Raw genomic sequence first — 20,001 nt, forward strand, 5'->3', positions numbered from 1 at the left:
CGGTCAATGGATAGCGTCCGACTTGAACAGGATGTTGGCGACCGGCGCCGACTTGGAGCTGCATTCCTGCGGGCCCATGTAACCGGTGCGCTGGTCTTCGGGCAGGTTGTTCATTTCCCAGGCGATGACGGCCTGCAACGACAGTTCTTTCTGCTCTGTGGTGAGCTTGCGGCCGTCAGACCACTTGCCGATTTCGACGGCCAGCTTGAGGCTCTCGTAGATCTCGGGGGTGATGTTTTCGATCATGTGTGCAAACGAAGTCATTCAATGCTCCTCAAGGATGTGCCTAGTTTACGGCGTGCAAGCCAACCGCCCAAGAGCCCGCTGCAACAACCGACCAACAACCCGCCCACGTGGGCACCGTTGGCGATGTCACCGAAGCCCAGCAGGCTGACCAGCCCGGACAGGCACAGCAGCAGCCAGATCAGCATCATCACCAGCACACCGCGCGGCATGCGATAGGCCGGCGTCGGCGCCAGCCACTGGAACAGCCAGATGTGCCCGAGCAGGCCATACAGCACGCCGGACAGACCACCAAACAGGCTCGGCCCGCTGAACAGATACTGGATGACATTGGAGACGCCGCTGAACAGCAGGGTCAGGCCCAGCAAGTACCAGCGGCCCTGACGCAGCTCGATACGCCGCCCTAGCTCCCAGTACCACAACCCGTTCATGGCCAGGTGGAGGATGCCGAAGTGGATCAGCATCGGCGTGAACAGCCGCCACACCTGACCTTGCTGCAGACTCTCGGCCAACGGCTTGAAGTAGACGTAATCGCCGCGCAAGGCGAAATCCTGGAAGGTCAGCCAGTGCAGCGGCTCCAGGTGATCGCCCAGCAGGCTGATCGCGCCGACGATCACGCACAACAGCAAGATCGCCGCCGTCATCAGGCTGCCGCGTAGTTGCTGAGCAAGGCCGGGGCGGCTGCTGTGTTCGAGGGTCAGCGGAATATCGACGTCGGCATTGCCATCCGGGAATCGCCCGTACAGCTGGCGAATATCTTCGGCCATGCCTTCGTTGACGGCCCAGAGCACTTGCTGACCACCCTCCTCACTGACGCGATGGGGCACCTGCAGCTTGCGCAGCAGGCCGACGAAACCGCTCAAGTCGTCTGCCAACGGCACGCGTAATACGGCGACCGGGCTCATGGCGTGAGCTCCGGGCGCTGCACGTCGACCCACACGAACTTGCGCGGGTCGAGGGTGGTTTCCTGATCCAGCCGGTAGGCCACCAGCTTGCCGTACAGCACGGCGCTGTAGTCCAGGCACGCCAGGTTGGGGCGGATCGGCGCCGGTTGGCCGCTGCGCCAGTAATGGCCGACGAATAACAGCGGCTCATCGACGCCATAGCGCAGCAGCGCGCTCTTGTCGCTGGAGCTCAGCGGGGTGAGAGCCACCTGTTCAGGCAGGGCGTCGGGTTGGAACACGATGTCTCCATAGGTTTGTGGATCGTCTTCCCAGAACTTGGTACGGAAGAACGAGCGCGTCAGGCCGTCGCCGCCGGTCAGGGTCAAGCCGCCGGGCAAGCGCATGTCGGTGCCACGCAGCAGGCGGTCGAACGCGTTGGCGGCGAAGCTGTCGCGAATCGACGAAGCCTGGATCAAGGATTGATCGATGCAACCGTCGGGGTAGTCCTTGCGCAGTTGCTCGATCACCCCACCATCCCAGCAGGCATGCACCGCACGGAAGCGACCGACATCGAGGAACAGCGGCATCGTGTAGAACCAGCCGAGAAAATCCTGCCAGTCACCGGGGTAGTCCTCGAGCTGGCGCAGGGTTTCGCCGATCAGGCGCAGATGCCGCGGGGTGTGTTCGCGCACGAAGGTCTTGCCACTGTGCGGATCGGCCGGGGTCACCCAGCCAAGCGCATTGAACTCATGGTTGCCCATGATGCAATGCGCCTGCCCGGCCTCGACCATGCCATGAACGATGTGCAAGGCCTCGCGGATACGCGGGCCGCGGTCGATGATGTCGCCCAGGAACAGCGCCTGGCGCGACGGATGCCGCCAGACGCCCTGGGTCAGGCGATAACCGAGGGTATCGAGCAGATGCTCGAGGGTGTGGGCGCAGCCATGCACGTCGCCGATCAAATCGTAACTTCGCGCGGGATCAAGCATCAATCGCCTCCACCACCGAGCCGACTGCCCCACCCCAGCTTGGTACGGCAGACTTCATAGTAGTTATGGTCCAGTGGATGGATCAGGCGCAGTTTCTGCGATTTCTTGCTGACGGTGATGGTGTCACCGGGGGCGCAGGTAAAGTGGTTCTGGCCGTCGCAGGACACCTGGGGATAAATGGTCATGTCCTTGGACACGACGATTTTCAGCTCGCTGTTGCCGTCGACCACGATGGGCCGGCCGGACAAGGTATGCGGGTACATCGGCACGATGACGATGGCATCGAGCTTGGGGTGCATGATCGGTCCGCCGGCCGACAGCGCGTAGGCCGTGGAGCCGGTCGGCGTAGCGACGATCAGGCCATCGGCCTTCTGGCTGCAGACGAACTGGCCATCGATGTAGATCTCGAACTCGATCATGCGCGTCGACTTGCCAGGGTGCAGCACCACGTCGTTGAGGGCGTCGCCCTGCCCCGTGGACTCACCATGACGGCGTACTTCGGCTTGCAGCAGGAAGCGGTTTTCCACCAGATAGTGGCCGTCCAGCACCTCGGCGACCTTGATCTCGAGTTCGTCGGGGCGGATATCGGTCAAAAAGCCCAGGCTGCCGCGATTGATGCCCAGCACTGGGGTGTTGTGCTTGGCCAGTGCCCGCGCGGCGCCCAGCAGGCTGCCGTCACCGCCGACCACGATGACCAGGTCACAGACCTCGCCGAGCATCTTGCGCGTGGACGTTTGCAGGCCGTGGCCGGGCAGCGCCTCGGCGATGGTGTCTTCGAGGATCACGTGCAGTTGGCGTTCCAGCAGGAACCTTTTCAGCCGGCGAACAGTGTCGATCACCTGCGAGCTGCCGAGGCGACCGATAATGCCGATATTACGAAACTGCTCCATGGGGCTCCCGCAGGCACGAACGGCATGCCACTTCAAATCGATAACGCGCGCCGGCACGACACCGAGCGCAGTCCACTGTAGGTGGGGCCGATTATGGCGCAAAGCAATCACAGGACAAAATCCTTTCAGCCAGCGCGCAAACCGCTATGCTCGCAGCATGAACCCGTTCCCCTCCTTGACAGCCCTGCCCCAGCACCTGCGCCAGCCTCAGGTGCGCGACCTTGCCTGGGCGCTTTTCGCCCCGCCGCTGCTCAGTGTAGCGCCTTGGCGCCAACGTCATCCGCTGACGGCCAGCGAGTGGACCGCCGCTCGATTGCAGCACTGGCTGGAAGATCTTGACCGCGATCCGGCGCCATTGTTGCAGTGGCTGACTTATGGCAATACGCGGCGGCTGGGGGTCTATTACGAGCGCCTGTGGCAATTTGTCCTGACCCACGCACCGGGGGTGGAACTGCTGGCGGCCAATCTGCCCATTCGTGACGGCGGGCATACTCTGGGCGAGCTCGACATGGTACTGCGCGACCGAGACGGCGTGCATCATCTGGAACTGGCGGTGAAGCTGTATCTGGGGCCGACCGCAGGCGATGGCCGCCAGGCGCTGGAATGGCTGGGGCCAGGGTGCCAGGATCGTCTGGGCTTGAAGCTCGGCCATCTGAGTCAGCATCAGTTGCCCATGTCGGCACGGCCACAGAGTGTGGCGGCCTTGGCAGCGCTGGGGATTGGCGAGTGCGAGTCGCATCTGTGGCTGGCGGGGTATCTGTTTTATCCCTGGGGGGCGCAATGCGCCGCGCCGTTGGGGGCCGATCCCGAGCATCTGCGCGGCCACTGGCTGCACCGGCGGGGCTGGGATGCCTTTGTGGCCAGCCGCCCCGCCGGACACTGGCAGCCGCTGGCGCGAGAAGCCTGGCTGGGGCCGGCGCGTTGCGGGGTGGAGGAATGCTGGAACAGGGCACGCTTCGATGAGTGGCGCCTTGGCCTGGAACCGCTGGCCAGAGCGCAGTTGGTGGTGCGGATGGTCGAGGGTGACGACGGCGATTATCTTGAAGCTGAACGGCTGTTTCTGGTGGCCGATGCCTGGCCGATGCTCTGAGGCCATGCAATGAAATGACACACCCAAATGCTGTTCGGCGGATATTTATTGTACATACAATAAATCCATGCAAATATCCTTCGACGATGCAAAACGCGACAAGACGCTCGCCGAGCGTGGCCTTGACTTCGCCAATGCTTCGGCCGTTTTTGCCGGCGTGCATTTCACCAGCGAAGACCGTCGCCAGGACTACGGCGAAATCCATTTCATCACTGCCGGCCTGCTTTATGAGCGCATGGTGGTTATGGTCTGGACCCTGCGCGGCGCAGATCGCCGCATCATTTCCATGAGGAAAGCCAATGAGCGTGAACAAGCCCTCTACCGGCACCGCCTGGGTTGATCCCGACGATGCACCGGAGCTGACCGCCGATTTTTTCGAGGCAGCCGACCAATATCAGGGCGAGCGCCTGGTGAAACGCGGTCGCCCCAAGGCGGATAGCGTGCGCGAGCGCATCACCATCCGCCTCGCCCCTGAAGTTCTGCAACCCTTCCGCGCTTCGGGCCCTGGCTGGCAGACCCGCGTCAACGCAGCGCTGGCCGATTGGTTGAAGACGCATACGCCTGCCGAACTGTAGCGGCCGAAGGATTGGCTACAGACTGAATCCCCGACGCCCCTGCAGGCCGCCGGTGTGCACGTAGATCAGACGCGTGCCGGCGGCGAACCACCCTTCCCGCACGGCCTCCCGTAATGCCCACAACGCCTTGGCCGTATACAGCGGTTCCAACAGCATGCCCATCTGCTGCTCGCAATCGGCCATAAAGGCCAATAGCGCGTCATCCACCTTGCCGAACCCACCGCGGCTGGCATCGAACAGTTCGTAGCCGTTTGGCCCAGCCAGTGCCGCGACCTGCTCCGGCACGCCATGGTCCATCGGTACCGCCAATGCGCCATACACCGGGTGCGCGCCGGCTTCGGCCCGCACCAGTCCGGCCAGGGTAGTGCCGGTACCACACGCCAGCCACCAGCCGTGGTAATCCGGCCACAGGGGTTGGTCTCTGACATGGCTGATCAGCGTCTCGCAACCTTGCGCGCCCAGCGGGCCACCGCCGCCCTCGGGCACCGGCAGCAGTTGCGGATAATGGGCCTGCCAAGGCGACCAGAAATCCGGCCGTTGGCGCGCTCGATAACCACTGTAGCCCAACCAGTGCAGTTGCATGCCAAAGGCCTGCAGATCGCTCACCGTTGGCGTCTCGTGTGGCTCGCCACGCAACAGCCCGACAGTGCTGAAACCAAAGCGCTGCCCCGCCGCCGCAAGGGCATGCAGATGATTGGAATGGGCGCCGCCGAGGCTGATCAAGCCACGTGCGCCGATCCTTTTCGCCTGCTGCCAATAGCCCGCAAGCTTGTAACTCTTGTTGCCACTGATCAGCGGGTCGACCTGATCCAGGCGCAGCACAGCCAGTTCCACCCCGGCCGCCCGCGCCCAGTCGAGGCTGACCCGTTGCAGCGGGGCGCGGGGCAGATCGGCGAAATCAGCCATGCTTGACACCCATCGCTGACCTCACGATGCGGCCCTCGCACGACGTACTCGCCAAGCCACGATCCCTGCACCGAGGACCAGCAATACACCTACCGGCACATACAGGTGCTGATGCACCCAGTGCCGCGTAGCGCGCCATGCCTGGACATAGGTGAAATGCCCGGCGGCGATGAAATCCGGCTCGACGCAATGGCGGCCGAAGTCCTCGGCGAACGGCACTGCCGCGCCCTCCCGGACGTAACGCTGGTACACCGCGTTGGCCCGCGGCTGATCGTTTTGCACGAAACTCGCTGCCCGACACAGCACCGCTGCGAACGCCTGGGAACGCGCCGGCAGGTTGTCGGCGGCCTTTTCCGCCAGCGCCACCGCGACGTAACGATAGTGGAAAGTCTGCGCTGGCTTGGCCTCGCTGGCCGCATAGCGGTCGCGCTCGTCAGCAGTAACCAGCGGCCCTGGCAGATCAGCTGCGGCGCGTTGCTGCGGGGTATCACGGGGCACGGGAGTGCTGTCGTCGCGGGTGCCTTGCCACGATTGGCGGCCCGTCCCATAGGTATAAGCGCCGCCGAACTCGGCGAAGTCCGGCCCCTGCTGGAAGCCCATGATCTCCATGCCATGCTGGCGCGCCAAGTTGGCAGCGGTGAACCAGGCCTCGGCCCGGTCGGTGGCGAACCAGTCCGATTCGCCATCGTGCCGCGCGTCGCCGTAGGCCTTGGCCCAGCCACTCGGGGTCATCGCGATGAGGGTCGAGGTGTTGGTTTCGTAGTCATAGCCGATCTCGGTATTGCGCGGATCGCCGTCATCCGGGAAATACCCCAGCGCCTGGTCGATCTGCCCCTGACGCACCATGCGCCGCGCCAGCAATGAACGCAGTTGGTCAGCCTGGGTGAAAGTCAGACCCTGCTGTTGCCCACGCCAGGTGCTGAATTGCTCGGCGCTGAAACTGGAAAAATCTGCGGGCTTGGGTGGTATCGGGGATGCCGGCACGTGCTCGTCGACATAGGCTTTGAGCTCTTCAAGGGTCAGCACGCGCTCGGCGACGTAGTACAGGTCCTCGGCGTACCCTGATTTATAGAACTGATCGAGCGCTTGCAGGTAGTCGCCACGGGACAGTGACAGCACCGCTTGCTCAGCCTTGAGTCGCCCTGCCTCGCCCGGCTCGATGCTGCTGTCTAGCGTCGGGAACCCCTGAGCAGCCTCGGCGTAGGCTTGCACTGCCGCCTCGCTGTCGCCGCGGCGCAACGCCAGCTTGGCGCGTACCCAACTGGCCAAAACGCCAGGCTGTTTGTCGACGAGCGCCTGCGCCAGGCGGTAGTCACCCAGGCGATAGGCCAACGCGGCCAGGCGGTCGGCCCCGGCCACCTGTTGCACGCCGTTCTGGCTGATCGCTGCGACCAGCCGCTGCAGCACCGGATTGGCACTGACTCCCTTGTAGCCCTGGGCGGCATCGGCGTAGCCCAACTGCCCGGTGTTGTCGGCATTGGCGAAATAGTCGGTGGCGCTGTTGGGGTCGTCGTTGACGATATCGCCCATCAACGCGAGGCTGTAGGCGACCAGCAACTGCTGGCTGAGCGGGTCGTCAACCATCGCCGCGGCCGGGCTGCCATCGCGCAATAGCCATTCGGCGATCATGCGCAGCGACTGCACGGCGCTGTCGGACCCGCGGGCTGCTTGCTCGGCATAGAGCGCCAGCGCCTGCTTCAAGTCCGCAGGGGCGATGGCGCTGGCACAGGCGGTGGAGTTCATGAAATCAGTGTAATCACAGCGCTGCTCGGCTGTACTCAGGTACAAACGCGCCTGTTCGCCATAGCTGCCGACCGCCATACCCCATGGGTCTGGCGCGCCGGCCAATGCCAGGCTGCGTACCTGAGCGAAAGCGGCCAATGCAAGGGCCCGTTCCGCCGAGGCATCGGCAGCGCCGGGCGCACTGCGTGCGGCATGCAGGCGTGCCAGCGCATAGGCCGCCCACACCGCACGGGGTGCAGCTTGCTCGGCAGGGAGCGCCAACACGGCCTGGAAACGATCGATGGCCAGCGCTTGCAGCGCCTCGGGGGTGCGCCCGCAGTCCTCGCCGGACGCCCCGCAGACGTGCGCGGCCAGGAGGTCCACGGCGCCCGTGGTATACAGCCGCAGCGCCGGCGGCAGCTGGCGTCCGAGGGCATACGCCTGCTCATCGCTGGGTGCCTGACGCATGGCCTGCAACGCCTGCCACTGCGCAGCCGGCAAGGAAGCTTGATCCGGCTGATCGGGGTTGACCGCTGGCGCGTCATCCCAGGTATTGCTCGGGCTCTCGATAGCCTTGAGCGTATCGCCAGCCTTTACCAAATGCGCCGCTTCATAGGCGAAGGAGTTGCTGGGCGTGGCCGCCAAGGTCGCGGCGCGGTTATCCAGGACCTGCAACGGAAAAAACGGCCCGCAGGCCATGACGGCGACCGTGCCGGTCGACAGGGTGGCTGCGATTACTACCGCGAGCTTTTTACGATTCCACATGCAGCGATTCCTTTCCTTGTTCACAACGCAGCCATCCGACAGTACGCTGCCGCCCAGGCTTGAGAAGGCCCGGCTGACGCGCCTGGAAGCGCAATCCTGATGCATTGCGTTCCATGAAATAACCATTGATGCCATCCGCCGCCACGCATTGGCCGGTGATGCGCAGGGTGGACGGTGGCGGGCCATCGCCGACACCGCTATTGCTCAACACCAGATCAAACAGCTGCGGGTCTGCGGTGCCGCGCAGTTGCACACTGATCTGCGCCCTGATCGGCGCTTGGGTCAATACGGCGCGCCAGGTGAGCGGGCTCCAGGCGCGAGCGTCCTGCTCGGTAGGCAAGCGGAACCAGACGATGCCCGCCAGCCCGGCGGGAGGATTCTGAGTCAATTGACGAGCAAAGTCCTGCAGCGTTTGCGGATCAGCCATCAGTTCATGGGCCTCCATGCCGGCCACCAGCATCGCCTGCTCGCTCTCGATGCTCACCACCCGCCCGTTCTGGTCCCAGGCCACGCGACTCCCGTAGGCCGGCAAGGCCACGCGCCACGGTTTGTGCATGCGCGCTGCGAACTGGTCCAGCCAGGTTCGGGCGATCTGCGGATCGAACAGGCCGACACGCGGGTTTTGCACGGCGTGGACCTGCAGCACGGCTTCATCGACGTGTGCCAGCACGCCGTCCAGTGCCGCGCTGTTCAGCCAGGTCGGCAACGCGGTGATCGAGAGACGTGCTTGGGGGTGCAGGCGCTCACGCAAAGTGCCCAGCCAATGGGCATAGGCCGGCAACCGGGCGGTGGCGCAGTCGTGGTCGATCTCGATACCGGCCACCTGGACGCCGCTGCGCTGCCAAGTGTCGAGGATGTCGGCGATTCGGGCGGACAGCGCCAGTTCATCCATAGTCGCCAACTGCCCATCGATGCGGAACACCGCGATGACCGGGCGGCCGCTTTCAGCGAGCGCGGACCACTCTGGTGTCGTAGTCAGCCACTGGCCATGGGCGTCGGCCTGGGCGGCAAGCACGCGCCACTGGCTGACGATGTCCGCGTTGGACTGCACCGCGGACACCAGCGCGGGTGTCCACTGGCGCTGCCAGATATAGGCATCGTTGGGCAATGGGGTGGCTGGTTGCGTGCAACCGGTTAAAGAAGCGGCCAGCAGCATGAGCGCCAGTGCCAGACCGAGTAACGTCCTGTGCATCATTTTTGATAGCGCTGCCTTCCTGGTTGCCGGGGCGGGAATTCTACCTGAGGGCCGCCCGTGTTACCGCTTCAGCGATGGGGCTGTTGAAGGAAAAGCAGGCGGTGAACCAACTGTGTGGTGAGAGGGCTTGTGGCAACCCTTGATCAATCGCTCGCATCGCGTCCGGCTCCGCCACCCGGTTATGCAGCAAAGCCTAGTGTGCTTGGTAAGGACACCAGGCTTTTTGCTAGGACCTGACTATTCAGCCTTGAACCCGGGCTTCCCGTTAGCTTCTCTCCACTGCTTTACTTCTCGCACTACCCCTTCGGGACTACCGTCACGTCCGGGAGCAAGTTGATAAATAACATCATAACGTTCGGGATGCTCGGACAGCCGATCAAACTCAGCGCATAGCTCAGTGTCCTCGGCTTCTGTAGTAGTCCCCTTGAAAAACAGCCTGACAAACTCGAGGAATTCGGTTTCTGTATAATCAGAGATAGTTTTCTTTTCCATATCAGCCTCCCACCTTATGAATTGAAATATGCTGCTTTGGGGTAAGAACATGAAGATTATCGACATTATAGACCTCTCCACCCTTCGCTATATATACAATATGATGCAGCTCGTAAACCTGCCGCTTTCCTACTTCCTGAGCACTTGAAGCCCTGGGGGCCTTACCCTCTCGCATATTGATAAGATTAACAGGGCTAAACTGGGCCCCAAGCACGGCATCCGCTGCTACTGCCTTCCAGAATGATCTTCTGAACGCATCAAAATTGCTGAAGTCACGTCCCGCCAACTGGGCCGCAACTTGCTCTGGGACAGGCGCGGGATCCGTGCCTAGTCGGTCTAACCACACTCCCGAAACCGGCTTCCCTAATCCACTCGCGACCCCTGGCATGTCCCTTGCACTTTTAAACACCAGATACAGCGGCGGCAACCCGGAATCAGCCGGGAAGACGAAGATGTAGTCGTCGAACCCCGAGTCCGCTACCTCGGGAAACACATCGACGCGCGCTTCAACCGAGGTGACTGCGGCGCCTTCGTAGACCGGGACAGGCGGAGCCTCGACTGGCAGCGTCGTCGAGGCATCAGTCGGGGCGACGACCGGCGTCCAGGTCAACGTTCTTGATGGCGTATCTGCCGTGGTGACAGTGTAAAGGTTCTGGTCGGCATTGAAGGTAGCGGCAACCACGCGCACCTTGTTCGGGACAATCATCCCGTCCGCTTGGATGACGATGATTTCCGACCTGTCGTCATCTACCGTTTTAGTGCCCAGACGAATCGGCATGTCGACAGTGCCACCCGCGGCGGCGATGGCGTGCAGATCGTTAGAAGGCGCAGGCCCTAGATCCGAAAGCGGCAACGTGACGGCGAATCGCTCGGGCAACTCGCCGTTACCCAACTTGGGTGCGTAAAGCAGCGTACCGATACCGATGAAGAAGCCTGATACCGTCCCAGCCAGGGCTGCAACGGCGCTGCGAATAGCCGTTTGCAGTGCAACGCCAACGCCATCGGCAAGCGCAGCCCTGCTACCTGCAATCACTATCTGTGCCTGGGATAAGGCGCCTGTAGAAATGTGGAATGTGTTGGCAGCGATTAATTTCAGGCGGTGCGCTTCGTCTTTCAATCGCTGTGCTTCCAGCTCCGCCCTATGAGCGGCATCACGCGCTTGAACCTCCACTAATTTGGCTCGTAGCTGGGTAGCTCTCCCGTTGAGTGCTACGAGCCCCTCCGCCGCAAACTTTCTTTTGTAGGCGGCCTCATGAGTAGCCGTTATTTGGGTACGCAGGTATCCCAGATCGGCACCACCCCGGAGTTGAACCGCTATTTTTGATACTTGCTGATCGGTAGTGAGCGCAAGGGGATCCACGCCATAGAACCGATCTGCCACAGGAGATAACGCTTCAATATCCGCTGTTTTTCTCGCGATAACTTGATCCAGGAAGGTTAGTTCTTGTACAAGACCCACTTCGGTTTCATCATCCAGCGATGGACCTCCACGAACCTCCGCCACTTCCGTCTCTACAGCGGAAATGACCAACGCCAAACTCATTTCAAACTCTTTATTCCACTGAATAATCTCAGTCCATATATAGCTCCCAAACCGGATAGCTTCATTAACAGGAGGCGGCCTAGCACTAACACTGAAATTATTCGTCGGCGCTTGTGCCGTTACATGAATAGCGGGCAATTCAACTTGAGTAGGCTTCACCATAGTTTTTCCTCGTTCAGAACGACACGCTGCCATTTCGACGCACGTGCAATTAATATTTAAAAGTTCCGCCTTGGCAGGATAAATACGGAGGCGACTCTTCTCTTTGGAACGGGGAAATCATGTACCGTGATGAAGCCAAAGCCGATAGGGAAATATTTCCTACTAGGACCATTCCCGCACAAAAGATAACCATTGGTTAAAACTGAAAAATTAGTTTCTAAATATCTCTAAACCACACAAAAAAAGGCCTTAAAGCGCCACCATTAGTAAGAATTCTATTATTGGACCTTCAGTTTGGCCCTCCACCTAAACTGCGTCGAGTTATTTAAAATATCTAGCAATCTCAGCGACCAAGGGCAATGGCTGGCTTTCCGCCTCTAGCACGCCCCCACAAATCAGTCAGATTTCCTTCTGGAACGCCGGCGCTGCAAGCTGTTTTCGTAACGCCGGATATCTTCGAGGCTCTCCAGCCTAGGCAAGAACAGCCCTTCCAGATCTTTACCTCGGCCGAGAACCATGGCCACACGAACTATGCTCTCGAAGCCGACGTTGCGTCCTGCCTCTAGATTGGACACCGTATTGGTCGCGACGCCCGCAAAGACGCACGACGATCTCGCCCGGCTTGCTGAACCCCAAGTCCAGCGTATTCATGTTCACCTTCGGCCCCTGCACGGTCGCAACTCGTGAGGTCGACGATGACGCCCACCGAAACATAAATCCCATATCTTTGGTGATAAGTAATGAATACGAATTTTGACCAAAATTTTATGGATTTAAATGTAGCGCCAGATGAGCCTGTTGCCGGCCTTAAATCTGCGCCGCCACCCGCGACCCTTGATCAATCGCCCGCTTCGCATCCAGCTCTGCCGCCACATCTGCGCCACCGATCAACCGCACCGACTGCCCCGCCGCCAGCAACCCGTCCTGCAACTCGCGCAGCGGATCCTGACCGGCACAAATCACCACGTTATCCACGGCCAGCAACTGCACCTCACCCTCACCGATGCGCACGTGCAGCCCGGCGTCGTCGATCTTCACGTACTCGACGCTGTTGAGCATCTGCACGCCTTTGTTCTTCAGCCCGGTGCGGTGAATCCAGCCGGTGGTCTTGCCCAGGCCGTCGCCGACTTTGGACGCCTTGCGCTGCAGCAGGTAGACCTGCCGCGCCGGTGCATGCACGACAGGCTCGACCCCGGCCACGCCACCGCGCGCCTCCAACAACGGATCGATCCCCCACTCCTTCCAGAACGCATCGCGATCCTGGCTGGTCGACCCGCCACCCTGATCCACCAGAAACTCGCTGACGTCAAACCCGATCCCACCCGCACCGATTACCGCGACCCGCGGGCCCACCGGTTTACCGCGCAGGATCACGTCGAGGTAGCTCAGCACCATCGGATGGTCGATGCCTTCAATGGCCGGGGTGCGCGGTACGATGCCCGTGGCCAGCAGCACTTCGTCGAAGCCTCCAGCCAGCAACTCGTCAACACCGACGCGGTGGCCCAGACGCACATCGACCCCGGTGGTCTGCAGCTTGCGGTTGAAGTAGCGCAGGGTCTCGTAAAACTCCTCCTTGCCCGGTACACGCTTGGCGACATTGAACTGCCCGCCGATCTCATCGCTGCTGTCGAACAGCACCACGGCATGGCCACGCTGGGCGGCGACCGTGGCGGCGGCAAGACCTGCCGGACCGGCACCGACCACGGCGATTTTCTTTACTCGCGTTACAGGCAGGTAATTGAGTTCGGTCTCGTGGCAGGCGCGCGGGTTGACCAGGCAGCTGGTCAGCTTGCCGCCGAAAGTGTGGTCCAGGCAGGCCTGGTTGCAGCCGATGCAGGTGTTGATCTCATCGCTACGACCTGCTGCGGCTTTGTTGACGAACTCCGGATCGGCGAGGAACGGCCGCGCCATCGACACCATGTCCGCGTCGCCCTCGGCCAGAATCTGCTCGGCGACTTCCGGGGTGTTGATGCGGTTGGTGGTGATCAGCGGGATCTTCACCGCGCCGCGCAGTTTGGCGGTGACCTTGGCGAAGGCCGCGCGCGGCACCTTGGTGGCGATGGTGGGGATGCGCGCCTCATGCCAGCCAATGCCGGTGTTGATGATGGTCGCGCCGGCCTGCTCGACCGCCTGGGCCAGCTGCACCACCTCCTGCCAGCTGCTGCCACCCGCGATCAGGTCGAGCATCGACAGGCGGAAGATGATGATGAAGCGCGCGCCCACCGCCGCCCGCACCTGGCTGACGATTGCCAGTGCCAGGCGCATGCGGTTCTCGTAGCTGCCGCCCCAGCGGTCGGTGCGGTGGTTGGTGTGGGCCACCAGGAACTGATTGATGAAGTAGCCCTCGGAACCCATGATTTCGACGCCGTCATAGCCGGCGCTCTGGGCCAGGGTGGCGCAATTGACGAAGTCGGCGATCTGCTTCTCGATACCGGCGTCGTCCAGCTCGCGCGGCTTGAACGGATTGATCGGCGCCTGGATAGCGCTCGGCGCGACCAGCTTGGGGCTGTAGGCATAGCGCCCGGCATGGAGGATCTGCAGGCAGATCTTGCCGCCGGCCTCGTGCACGGCGTGAGTGACGACGCGGTGTTTTTCGGCCTCTTCAGGGGTGCTCAGTTTGGCTGCACCCGCGTACACCCCACCCTCCTCGTTGGGGCCGATACCGCCGGTGACCATCAGACCGACGCCACCGCGGGCGCGCTCGGCAAAATACGCCGCCATGCGCTCGAAGCCGCCGGGCTTTTCTTCAAGGCCGGTGTGCATCGAGCCCATCAGGCTGCGGTTGCGCAGGGTGGTGAAACCCAGATCGAGGGGGGCAAGCAGGTGCGGGTAACGAGCGGCGGTCATGATCAACTCCAACAGGCGATCTCACGGGATGCGGGCGCCTCGTGGCTGGGGCCCGTCATTGCAATGAGCATGGACAGTAAAGAGCTGAACGTCACGTCACAATGGCTGAAAGTGACAGGATAATGATTTCAATGTGCAAGGCTGTATCCAGCACCCTCAATGACTGATCATCCAAGGCCTGCCCGCAGGCTTGGCCTTCAGTGCATGGGGATTGGCCTTGCTCGGCGCCAGCGGCTTGTTCGGTCCGCAACAGCTGCAACCGGGGGAATGGCGGCGGCTGTCGCGAAACTGGTCGAGGGTCTTGGGTTCGTGGGCGGCACGCTCGTTGATTTCGATACCCTTGCGGGTGTTGCCGGCCAAGGTCGACAGGCCGGGGGCAGTGAGGATCACCCGTGGGCTGTCGAGCGTGCAGACCGGGCACGCGCATGGCTCGTTGCACGCATCCATCTTGCGCAAGGCGGTGAAGTCCCCGCAGGTGGGGCAGTCATATTCATATATCGGCATTTACGGATCCTGATGTGATGGCTGTGCTGCCCCCTTCGCGGGCAAGCCTCGCTCCCACTGAGGTACACCTGTGGGAGCGAGGCTTGCCCGCGAAGGGGCCCGAAAGGTCGGCGTCCGTGCCAACTGAAAAACCTCACTTATCCTGCGCAATCGGCAAATCCACAGTCCCATCGATAAACTTCGTCGGCCCATTCGCATTCGGATTGATATCGAATTTGAAGATGTCCGTGGGCAACCACAAAGTCGCGCAGGCATTGGGAATATCGACGATCCCGCTGATATGCCCCTGCACCGGCGCCGAGCCTAACAACGCATACCCCTGCGCCGGTGAATAACCGAACTTGGTCAGGTAGTTGATGGCATTCAGGCAAGCCTGACGATAAGCGACGTTCACATCCAGATAATGCTGCTGGCCCTGCTCGTCCACCGAGATGCCTTCGAAGATCAGGAAGTTGTTGTAGTTGGGCACGATCGGGCTGGGCTTGAACACCGGGTTCTTGATTCCGTACTTGGCCATGCCGCCCTTGATCAGCTCGACCTTCATGTGGACCCAGCCGGCCATCTCGATGGCGCCGCAAAAGGTGATTTCACCGTCGCCCTGGCTGAAGTGCAAGTCGCCCACCGATAGCCCGGCGCCATTGACGTACACCGGGAAGAACACCTTCGAGCCGCGGGACAGATCCTTGATATCGCAGTTGCCGCCATGCTCGCGCGGCGGCACCGTGCGCGCGCCTTCCAGGGCCGCCTTGTCGCGGGCCTCGCCCTTGAGCTTGCCCATGTGCGCGGTCGGCGCCATCGGCGGGTTGGCCAGCGGCGGCACGCGGGTCGGGTTGGTGTCGATCAGCTCCTGTTCGCGGCGGTTCCATTCAGCGAGCATCACCGGGTCCGGCAGGCAGCCGATCAGCCCAGGGTGGATCAAACCGGCGAACTCTACGCCCGGAATGTGCCGCGAGCTGGTGTACACGCCCTTGAAATCCCAGATGGCCTTCTGCGCCAGCGGAAAGTGGTCGGTCAGGAAACCACCGCCGTTCTGCCGCGAGAAAAACCCGTTGAAGCCCCATTGCGATTCGGCCTTGGGGCCGAGGTCGAGCAGGTCGACCACCAGCAGATCGCCCGGCTCGGCACCGTGCACACCTACAGGACCGGACAGGTAATGCACAGTGGACAGGTCGACATCGCGCACGTCGCTGGCGTCGTCGTTGTTCTTGATCGCCCCGGCGGTCCAGTCGTAAGTTTCGAGGATAAAGTCATCCCCCGGATTGACCCAGCAGGCCATGGGAATGTCCGGGTGCCAGCGGTTGTGCACCTGTTCGTTCTCGGTGACGGGCTGGTCGAGGTCGACTTTGATCAATGTTTCAGTCATGGCATGGCTCCTGAGTGATAAAAAGCGGACCTGTCACACCGACAGGTAACGGCTGATGGTGGCTTCGTCGACGTTGGCGCGGGTTTCCTCGACCACGAAGCGGCCTTTCTCGATGACCAGAAAGCGGTCGGCGATGTCCAGGGTGAACGACAGCACCTGCTCGGAGACCACGATGGTCAGGTCGCGCAGGGTACGAATGTCCTTCAGGGTGCGGGCGATGTCCTTGATGATCGACGGCTGGATGCCCTCGGTGGGCTCATCGAGCAGCAACACCTTGGGATTGGTGGCCAGCGCACGAGCGATCGCCAATTGCTGTTGCTGGCCGCCGGAGAGGTTGCCGCCCTTGCGTCCGCGCATGTCGTAGAGCACCGGGAACAGGTCGTAAAGATCCTGCGGGACCACGCCACGCGCCGACGCCGGCAGGCCGGTCTGGATGTTCTCCAGCACGCTCATGGCCGGGAAGATCATTCGCCCCTGAGGCACATAAGCCATGCCACTGGCGACGCGGGCATGGGTTTCAAGGCCCGACACCTCGACACCATCGACCTGCACCTGGCCGCGCCATTGCGGCAGCACGCCCATCAGGCTCTTGAACAGCGTGGTCTTGCCCATGCCGTTGCGGCCCATGATGGCGACGATTTCCTGCTTGCCGACGTTGAGGTCGAGGTCGTGCAGAATCTGGCTCTGGGCGTAGCCGCAGGACAGTTGCTTGACGTTGAACATGAGCTGCCCCCTGACTTAATGACCTAAATACACTTCGATGACCTTCGGGTTGTTCTGCACCGACTCCATGCTGCCCTCGGCCAGCACCTTGCCCTGATGCAGCACGGTGACCTTGTGGGCGATGCTCTTGACGAACTCCATGTCGTGCTCGATCACCAGCACCGAGCGGCCCTGGCTGATGCGGTTGAGCAGCTCGGCGGTCTGCACCCGCTCGCTCACGCTCATGCCCGCCACCGGCTCGTCGAGCATCAACAGGTCCGGGTCCTGCATCAGCAGCATGCCGATCTCCAGCCACTGCTTCTGGCCGTGGGACAGCAAGCCGGCCTGCTGTTGCAGCAACTCGCTGAGAAAGATCTCGCCCGCCACCTGCTCGACCCGCGCCACCACCTCGCTGGTGCGCTTGAAGAACAGCGCGCCAAGGACCTTGCGCCCGGCCGGATACGACATCTCGAGGTTCTCGAACACCGAGAGGTTTTCGTAGATCGAAGGGTTCTGAAACTTGCGCCCGACCCCAGCGCGGACGATGTCGTACTCGTGCATCCTGGTCAGCTCGCGACCATCGAACTGGATGCTGCCGCTGGTGGCGCGAGTCTTGCCGCAGATCAGATCGAGTACCGTGGTCTTGCCGGCGCCATTGGGGCCGATCACCACCCTTACTTCGTTGCGATCGATATAGAGGTTGAGGTCGTCGACCGCCTTGAAGCCGTCGAACGACACGGTCAGGCCTTCGATGGCCAGCACCGGTTTGTTGCTTTCGAAACCGACTGCCTTCATGGCTGCACCTCCAGGGTTTTCTCGGCGTTCGGGGCCTTGGCCGCAGCGGCCGGCGCGAGCACCTGAGGTGTCTTGGCGTGGCGCCCGCGCCATTTGCGCAACTGGCTGTCCCAGACCCCGGCCAGGCCGTTGGGGAAGTACATGACCACGACGATGAACAAGCCGCCCATCAGGTACAGCCACAGCTCGGGAAAGGATTCTGAGAAGTAGCTCTTGCCGTAGTTGACCAGCAACGCGCCGTACACCGCGCCGAGCAGCGACATGCGCCCACCCACGGCGGCAAAGATGACCATCTCGATGGACGGCACGATGCCCACGAACGACGGCGACATGAAGCCCACCTGCAAGGCGAACATGGCGCCGCCAATGGCCGAGAACGCTGCGGCCACGCAGTACACGAAGACCTTGAAGCTGGCCACGTCATAGCCCGAAAAGCGCACGCGCTCTTCCTTGTCGCGCATGGCCATCAACAACCGGCCCAGCTTGGAGGCGAGGATGAACTTGCCCAGCACGATGCAGCCCAGCAACAGCGCGGCGTTGATGAAGTACAGCGTCAGCTTGGCGGCGTCGCTGGTGATGTCCCAGCCCAGCAGGGTCTTCAGATCGGTGATGCCATTGACCCCACCGGTCAGGCCCTGTTGGCCGACGATCAGCACCGTGAGGATCAACGCAATCGCCTGGGTGACGATCGAGAAGTACACGTCACCGACCCGGCGCTTGAACATCGCCAGGCCGATCACCAGCGCCAGCAGCACCGGCACCACGATCACCGCCACCACCGTGAAGGTGAAGCTGTGAAACGGCACCCACAGCGCCGGCAGTTCGGTGATCTGGTTCCAGTCCATGAAGTCCGGAATGCCCGGCGTGGACTGAATTTTGGTCGCCTCGGGCGTCGACGCCTCCAGCTTGAGGAACATTGCCATGCAGTAACCGCCCAGGCCGAAAAACACGCCCTGGCCGAGGCTGAGAATGCCGCCATAGCCCCAGCACAGCACCAGGCCCACGGCGACGAAAGCGTAGGTCAGGTATTTGCCGACCATGTTCAGCCGAAAGGCATCCAGGCACAGCGGAAACACCAGCAGAATCAGCACCGCCAGGATCAGCAGGCCGAGGGTGCCCTGGCGGCCACCGAGCAATTTGTCGAGCGCATTCATGCAGGGCCTCACTTACGCAACTTGCTGGCGAACAACCCTTGCGGGCGCACCATCAGAATCAACACCACGGCCGACAGGGTCAGCACCTTGGCCATGGAACCGGTCATGAAAAACTCCGAGATCGACTGCGTCTGGGCAATGGCGAAGGCCGAGGCGATGGTGCCGAACAGGCTCGCCGCGCCGCCGAAAACCACGGTCAGGAAGGTGTCGACGATGTACAGCGAACCCGCCGTCGGCCCGGTCGAGCCGATGGTGGTGAACGCCGCACCCGCGACCCCGGCCACCCCGCAGCCGAGGGCGAAAGTCATGCGATCGACCTTCCTGGTGTTGATCCCCACGGCACGGCTCATCACCCGGTTCTGCATGGTGGCGCGCACCTGCAAGCCCCAGCGCGAGCGATACAGCAGCAGGAAAATCAACGCCGTCATCAGCACCGTCAAGACCATGGTGAACACGCCGTTGCGGGGGATATCGATGGCGTCGCTGAGGCTGAACGAGCCCATCAGCCACTCAGGTGGCTCGGCGCTGACTTCGCGGGCGCCGAACACCGAGCGGAACGTCTGCTGCATCATCAACGACAGGCCCCAGGTGGCCAGCAGCGTGTCCAGCGGCCGGTGGTACAGGCGGCTGATCATGATCCACTCCACCAGCCAGCCCACCGCACCGGCCACGATGAACGACAGCGCGATGGCAAAGAAAAAGTAGTACGGCTGCATCGCCGGGAAATACGTGGTGGTCAGGTACGACATCACGTAGGTGGTGTACGCACCGATGGTGAGGAACTCACCGTGGGCCATGTTGATCACGCCCATCTGGCCGAAAATGATCGCCAGCCCCAACGCCATCAACAGCAATACGCAAAACACCGACAGGCCGTTGAAGCCCTGCATGGCGGCGATGGCGCCGAATTGCGATAGCCATTCCATATCTGTGTCTCCGGTGGATCAGTAGCGGCGCTGGCGGGCCTTATGAAGATCTCTTTGTAGGTGCATGGCTTGCCAGCGAAGGCGTCAGTCAGACCGACTTCGCGGGCAAGCCTTGCTCCCACAGGTGTACGGCGATGGACCTACTGACTCTGTAGGAGCATGGCTTGCCAGCGAAGAGGCCAGTGCTGGCGACTTCGCGGGCAAGCCTTGCTCCCACAGGTGTACGGCAATGGACCTGCTGACTCTGTGGGAGC

General features: G+C 62.1%; 19 protein-coding genes and 1 pseudogene. 3 read left to right on the forward strand and 17 right to left on the reverse strand.

Annotated elements, in window-relative coordinates:
- Positions 1–3 precede the first annotated feature (3 nt).
- The 4 genes from REH34_RS05345 to REH34_RS05360 are packed head-to-tail and all read right to left on the reverse strand — an operon-like array spanning position 4 to position 3,006.
- Positions 4–264, reverse strand: coding sequence for a YeaC family protein (locus REH34_RS05345; protein WP_226506662.1), 261 nt, complete (start codon positions 262–264; stop codon positions 4–6).
- A complete protein-coding gene (locus REH34_RS05350) occupies positions 261–1,148 on the reverse strand; it encodes a rhomboid family intramembrane serine protease (protein WP_311971001.1) in 888 nt (295 codons plus the stop codon). The genes REH34_RS05345 and REH34_RS05350 overlap by 4 nt, the downstream gene beginning before the upstream one ends.
- The gene (locus REH34_RS05355) at positions 1,145–2,116 is read right to left on the reverse strand and encodes a metallophosphoesterase (protein WP_311971002.1); all 972 of its coding nucleotides are present in this window, start codon (positions 2,114–2,116) and stop codon (positions 1,145–1,147) included. The genes REH34_RS05350 and REH34_RS05355 overlap by 4 nt, the downstream gene beginning before the upstream one ends.
- On the reverse strand, positions 2,116–3,006 hold the full coding sequence (locus tag REH34_RS05360) for an NAD(+) kinase (RefSeq protein WP_226506665.1): 891 nt from the start codon (positions 3,004–3,006) through the stop codon (positions 2,116–2,118). The genes REH34_RS05355 and REH34_RS05360 overlap by 1 nt, the downstream gene beginning before the upstream one ends.
- 157 nt (positions 3,007–3,163) lie before the next feature.
- Here REH34_RS05360 and REH34_RS05365 point away from each other — a divergent pair, with 157 nt between their 5' ends.
- The 3 genes from REH34_RS05365 to REH34_RS05375 all read left to right on the forward strand — a co-directional run bounded on the left by REH34_RS05365 (position 3,164) and on the right by REH34_RS05375 (position 4,671).
- Positions 3,164–4,096 (forward strand): DUF1853 family protein, encoded by a 933-nt coding sequence (locus REH34_RS05365; RefSeq protein ID WP_311971003.1) that lies wholly within the window; start codon positions 3,164–3,166, stop codon positions 4,094–4,096.
- A gap of 67 nt (positions 4,097–4,163) precedes the next feature.
- On the forward strand, positions 4,164–4,436 hold the full coding sequence (locus REH34_RS05370) for a BrnT family toxin (RefSeq protein WP_311971004.1): 273 nt from the start codon (positions 4,164–4,166) through the stop codon (positions 4,434–4,436).
- The gene (locus tag REH34_RS05375) at positions 4,396–4,671 is read left to right on the forward strand and encodes a BrnA antitoxin family protein (protein ID WP_226506668.1); all 276 of its coding nucleotides are present in this window, start codon (positions 4,396–4,398) and stop codon (positions 4,669–4,671) included. The genes REH34_RS05370 and REH34_RS05375 overlap by 41 nt, the downstream gene beginning before the upstream one ends.
- 15 nt (positions 4,672–4,686) lie before the next feature.
- Here the strand turns inward: REH34_RS05375 and REH34_RS05380 are convergent, their stop codons facing one another.
- The 13 genes and pseudogenes from REH34_RS05380 to urtB all read right to left on the reverse strand — a co-directional run bounded on the left by REH34_RS05380 (position 4,687) and on the right by urtB (position 19,747).
- Positions 4,687–5,577, reverse strand: coding sequence for a pyridoxal-phosphate dependent enzyme (locus REH34_RS05380; protein ID WP_311971005.1), 891 nt, complete (start codon positions 5,575–5,577; stop codon positions 4,687–4,689).
- A gap of 21 nt (positions 5,578–5,598) precedes the next feature.
- Positions 5,599–8,064, reverse strand: a complete 2,466-nt coding sequence (locus REH34_RS05385) for a hypothetical protein (protein ID WP_311971006.1) — start codon at positions 8,062–8,064, stop codon at positions 5,599–5,601.
- A complete protein-coding gene (locus REH34_RS05390) occupies positions 8,051–9,259 on the reverse strand; it encodes a DUF3142 domain-containing protein (RefSeq protein WP_311971007.1) in 1,209 nt (402 codons plus the stop codon). The genes REH34_RS05385 and REH34_RS05390 overlap by 14 nt, the downstream gene beginning before the upstream one ends.
- A gap of 237 nt (positions 9,260–9,496) precedes the next feature.
- Positions 9,497–9,751: a bacteriocin immunity protein gene (locus REH34_RS05395; protein WP_311971008.1), complete on the reverse strand. Its 255-nt coding sequence runs from the start codon at positions 9,749–9,751 to the stop codon at positions 9,497–9,499.
- Between the two features lies 1 nt (position 9,752).
- Positions 9,753–11,456, reverse strand: coding sequence for an S-type pyocin domain-containing protein (locus REH34_RS05400; RefSeq protein ID WP_311971009.1), 1,704 nt, complete (start codon positions 11,454–11,456; stop codon positions 9,753–9,755).
- A 395-nt stretch (positions 11,457–11,851) separates the two neighbouring features.
- Positions 11,852–12,107 (reverse strand): annotated as a pseudogene (locus REH34_RS05405) (XRE family transcriptional regulator).
- A gap of 156 nt (positions 12,108–12,263) precedes the next feature.
- Entirely contained in the window at positions 12,264–14,303 is a 2,040-nt protein-coding gene (locus REH34_RS05410) for an NADPH-dependent 2,4-dienoyl-CoA reductase (protein WP_311971010.1), read from the reverse strand.
- A gap of 156 nt (positions 14,304–14,459) precedes the next feature.
- Positions 14,460–14,807, reverse strand: a complete 348-nt coding sequence (locus REH34_RS05415; protein ID WP_311971011.1) for a zinc ribbon domain-containing protein — start codon at positions 14,805–14,807, stop codon at positions 14,460–14,462.
- Between the two features lie 133 nt (positions 14,808–14,940).
- Complete coding sequence (fmdA, locus tag REH34_RS05420; protein ID WP_311971012.1) at positions 14,941–16,170, reverse strand: formamidase; 1,230 nt, start codon at positions 16,168–16,170, stop codon at positions 14,941–14,943.
- Between the two features lie 33 nt (positions 16,171–16,203).
- A complete protein-coding gene (gene urtE / locus REH34_RS05425) occupies positions 16,204–16,893 on the reverse strand; it encodes an urea ABC transporter ATP-binding subunit UrtE (protein WP_226506675.1) in 690 nt (229 codons plus the stop codon).
- A gap of 15 nt (positions 16,894–16,908) precedes the next feature.
- Positions 16,909–17,667 carry an urea ABC transporter ATP-binding protein UrtD gene (gene urtD / locus REH34_RS05430; RefSeq protein ID WP_226506676.1) on the reverse strand — a complete coding sequence of 253 codons (759 nt, stop codon included), beginning with the start codon at positions 17,665–17,667 and terminating at the stop codon, positions 16,909–16,911.
- Positions 17,664–18,821, reverse strand: coding sequence for an urea ABC transporter permease subunit UrtC (gene urtC, locus REH34_RS05435; protein WP_311971013.1), 1,158 nt, complete (start codon positions 18,819–18,821; stop codon positions 17,664–17,666). Before urtC ends, urtD begins: the two co-directional genes overlap by 4 nt.
- A gap of 8 nt (positions 18,822–18,829) precedes the next feature.
- Positions 18,830–19,747, reverse strand: coding sequence for an urea ABC transporter permease subunit UrtB (gene urtB, locus REH34_RS05440; protein WP_311971014.1), 918 nt, complete (start codon positions 19,745–19,747; stop codon positions 18,830–18,832).
- Between the last annotated feature and the right edge of the window lie 254 nt (positions 19,748–20,001).

The organism is Pseudomonas baltica (genome assembly GCF_031880315.1).
In the GTDB taxonomy this organism is placed as follows: Bacteria; Pseudomonadota; Gammaproteobacteria; order Pseudomonadales; family Pseudomonadaceae; genus Aquipseudomonas.

What these genes read in the sequence shown, in the direction of transcription:
- REH34_RS05395 (WP_311971008.1), bottom strand. Translation starts at nt 9,751, where the DNA reads ATGGAAAAGAAAACTATCTCTGATTATACAGAAACCGAATTCCTCGAG.
- fmdA (WP_311971012.1), bottom strand. Translation starts at nt 16,170, where the DNA reads ATGACTGAAACATTGATCAAAGTCGACCTCGACCAGCCCGTCACCGAG.
- REH34_RS05345 (WP_226506662.1), bottom strand. Translation starts at nt 264, where the DNA reads ATGACTTCGTTTGCACACATGATCGAAAACATCACCCCCGAGATCTAC.
- urtB (WP_311971014.1), bottom strand. Translation starts at nt 19,747, where the DNA reads ATGGAATGGCTATCGCAATTCGGCGCCATCGCCGCCATGCAGGGCTTC.
- REH34_RS05360 (WP_226506665.1), bottom strand. Translation starts at nt 3,006, where the DNA reads ATGGAGCAGTTTCGTAATATCGGCATTATCGGTCGCCTCGGCAGCTCG.
- REH34_RS05380 (WP_311971005.1), bottom strand. Translation starts at nt 5,577, where the DNA reads ATGGCTGATTTCGCCGATCTGCCCCGCGCCCCGCTGCAACGGGTCAGC.
- REH34_RS05365 (WP_311971003.1), top strand. Translation starts at nt 3,164, where the DNA reads ATGAACCCGTTCCCCTCCTTGACAGCCCTGCCCCAGCACCTGCGCCAG.
- REH34_RS05400 (WP_311971009.1), bottom strand. Translation starts at nt 11,456, where the DNA reads ATGGTGAAGCCTACTCAAGTTGAATTGCCCGCTATTCATGTAACGGCA.
- REH34_RS05415 (WP_311971011.1), bottom strand. Translation starts at nt 14,807, where the DNA reads ATGCCGATATATGAATATGACTGCCCCACCTGCGGGGACTTCACCGCC.
- urtD (WP_226506676.1), bottom strand. Translation starts at nt 17,667, where the DNA reads ATGAAGGCAGTCGGTTTCGAAAGCAACAAACCGGTGCTGGCCATCGAA.
- REH34_RS05385 (WP_311971006.1), bottom strand. Translation starts at nt 8,064, where the DNA reads ATGTGGAATCGTAAAAAGCTCGCGGTAGTAATCGCAGCCACCCTGTCG.
- REH34_RS05355 (WP_311971002.1), bottom strand. Translation starts at nt 2,116, where the DNA reads ATGCTTGATCCCGCGCGAAGTTACGATTTGATCGGCGACGTGCATGGC.
- REH34_RS05370 (WP_311971004.1), top strand. Translation starts at nt 4,164, where the DNA reads ATGCAAATATCCTTCGACGATGCAAAACGCGACAAGACGCTCGCCGAG.
- urtC (WP_311971013.1), bottom strand. Translation starts at nt 18,821, where the DNA reads ATGAATGCGCTCGACAAATTGCTCGGTGGCCGCCAGGGCACCCTCGGC.
- urtE (WP_226506675.1), bottom strand. Translation starts at nt 16,893, where the DNA reads ATGTTCAACGTCAAGCAACTGTCCTGCGGCTACGCCCAGAGCCAGATT.
- REH34_RS05390 (WP_311971007.1), bottom strand. Translation starts at nt 9,259, where the DNA reads ATGATGCACAGGACGTTACTCGGTCTGGCACTGGCGCTCATGCTGCTG.
- REH34_RS05375 (WP_226506668.1), top strand. Translation starts at nt 4,396, where the DNA reads ATGAGCGTGAACAAGCCCTCTACCGGCACCGCCTGGGTTGATCCCGAC.
- REH34_RS05410 (WP_311971010.1), bottom strand. Translation starts at nt 14,303, where the DNA reads ATGACCGCCGCTCGTTACCCGCACCTGCTTGCCCCCCTCGATCTGGGT.
- REH34_RS05350 (WP_311971001.1), bottom strand. Translation starts at nt 1,148, where the DNA reads ATGAGCCCGGTCGCCGTATTACGCGTGCCGTTGGCAGACGACTTGAGC.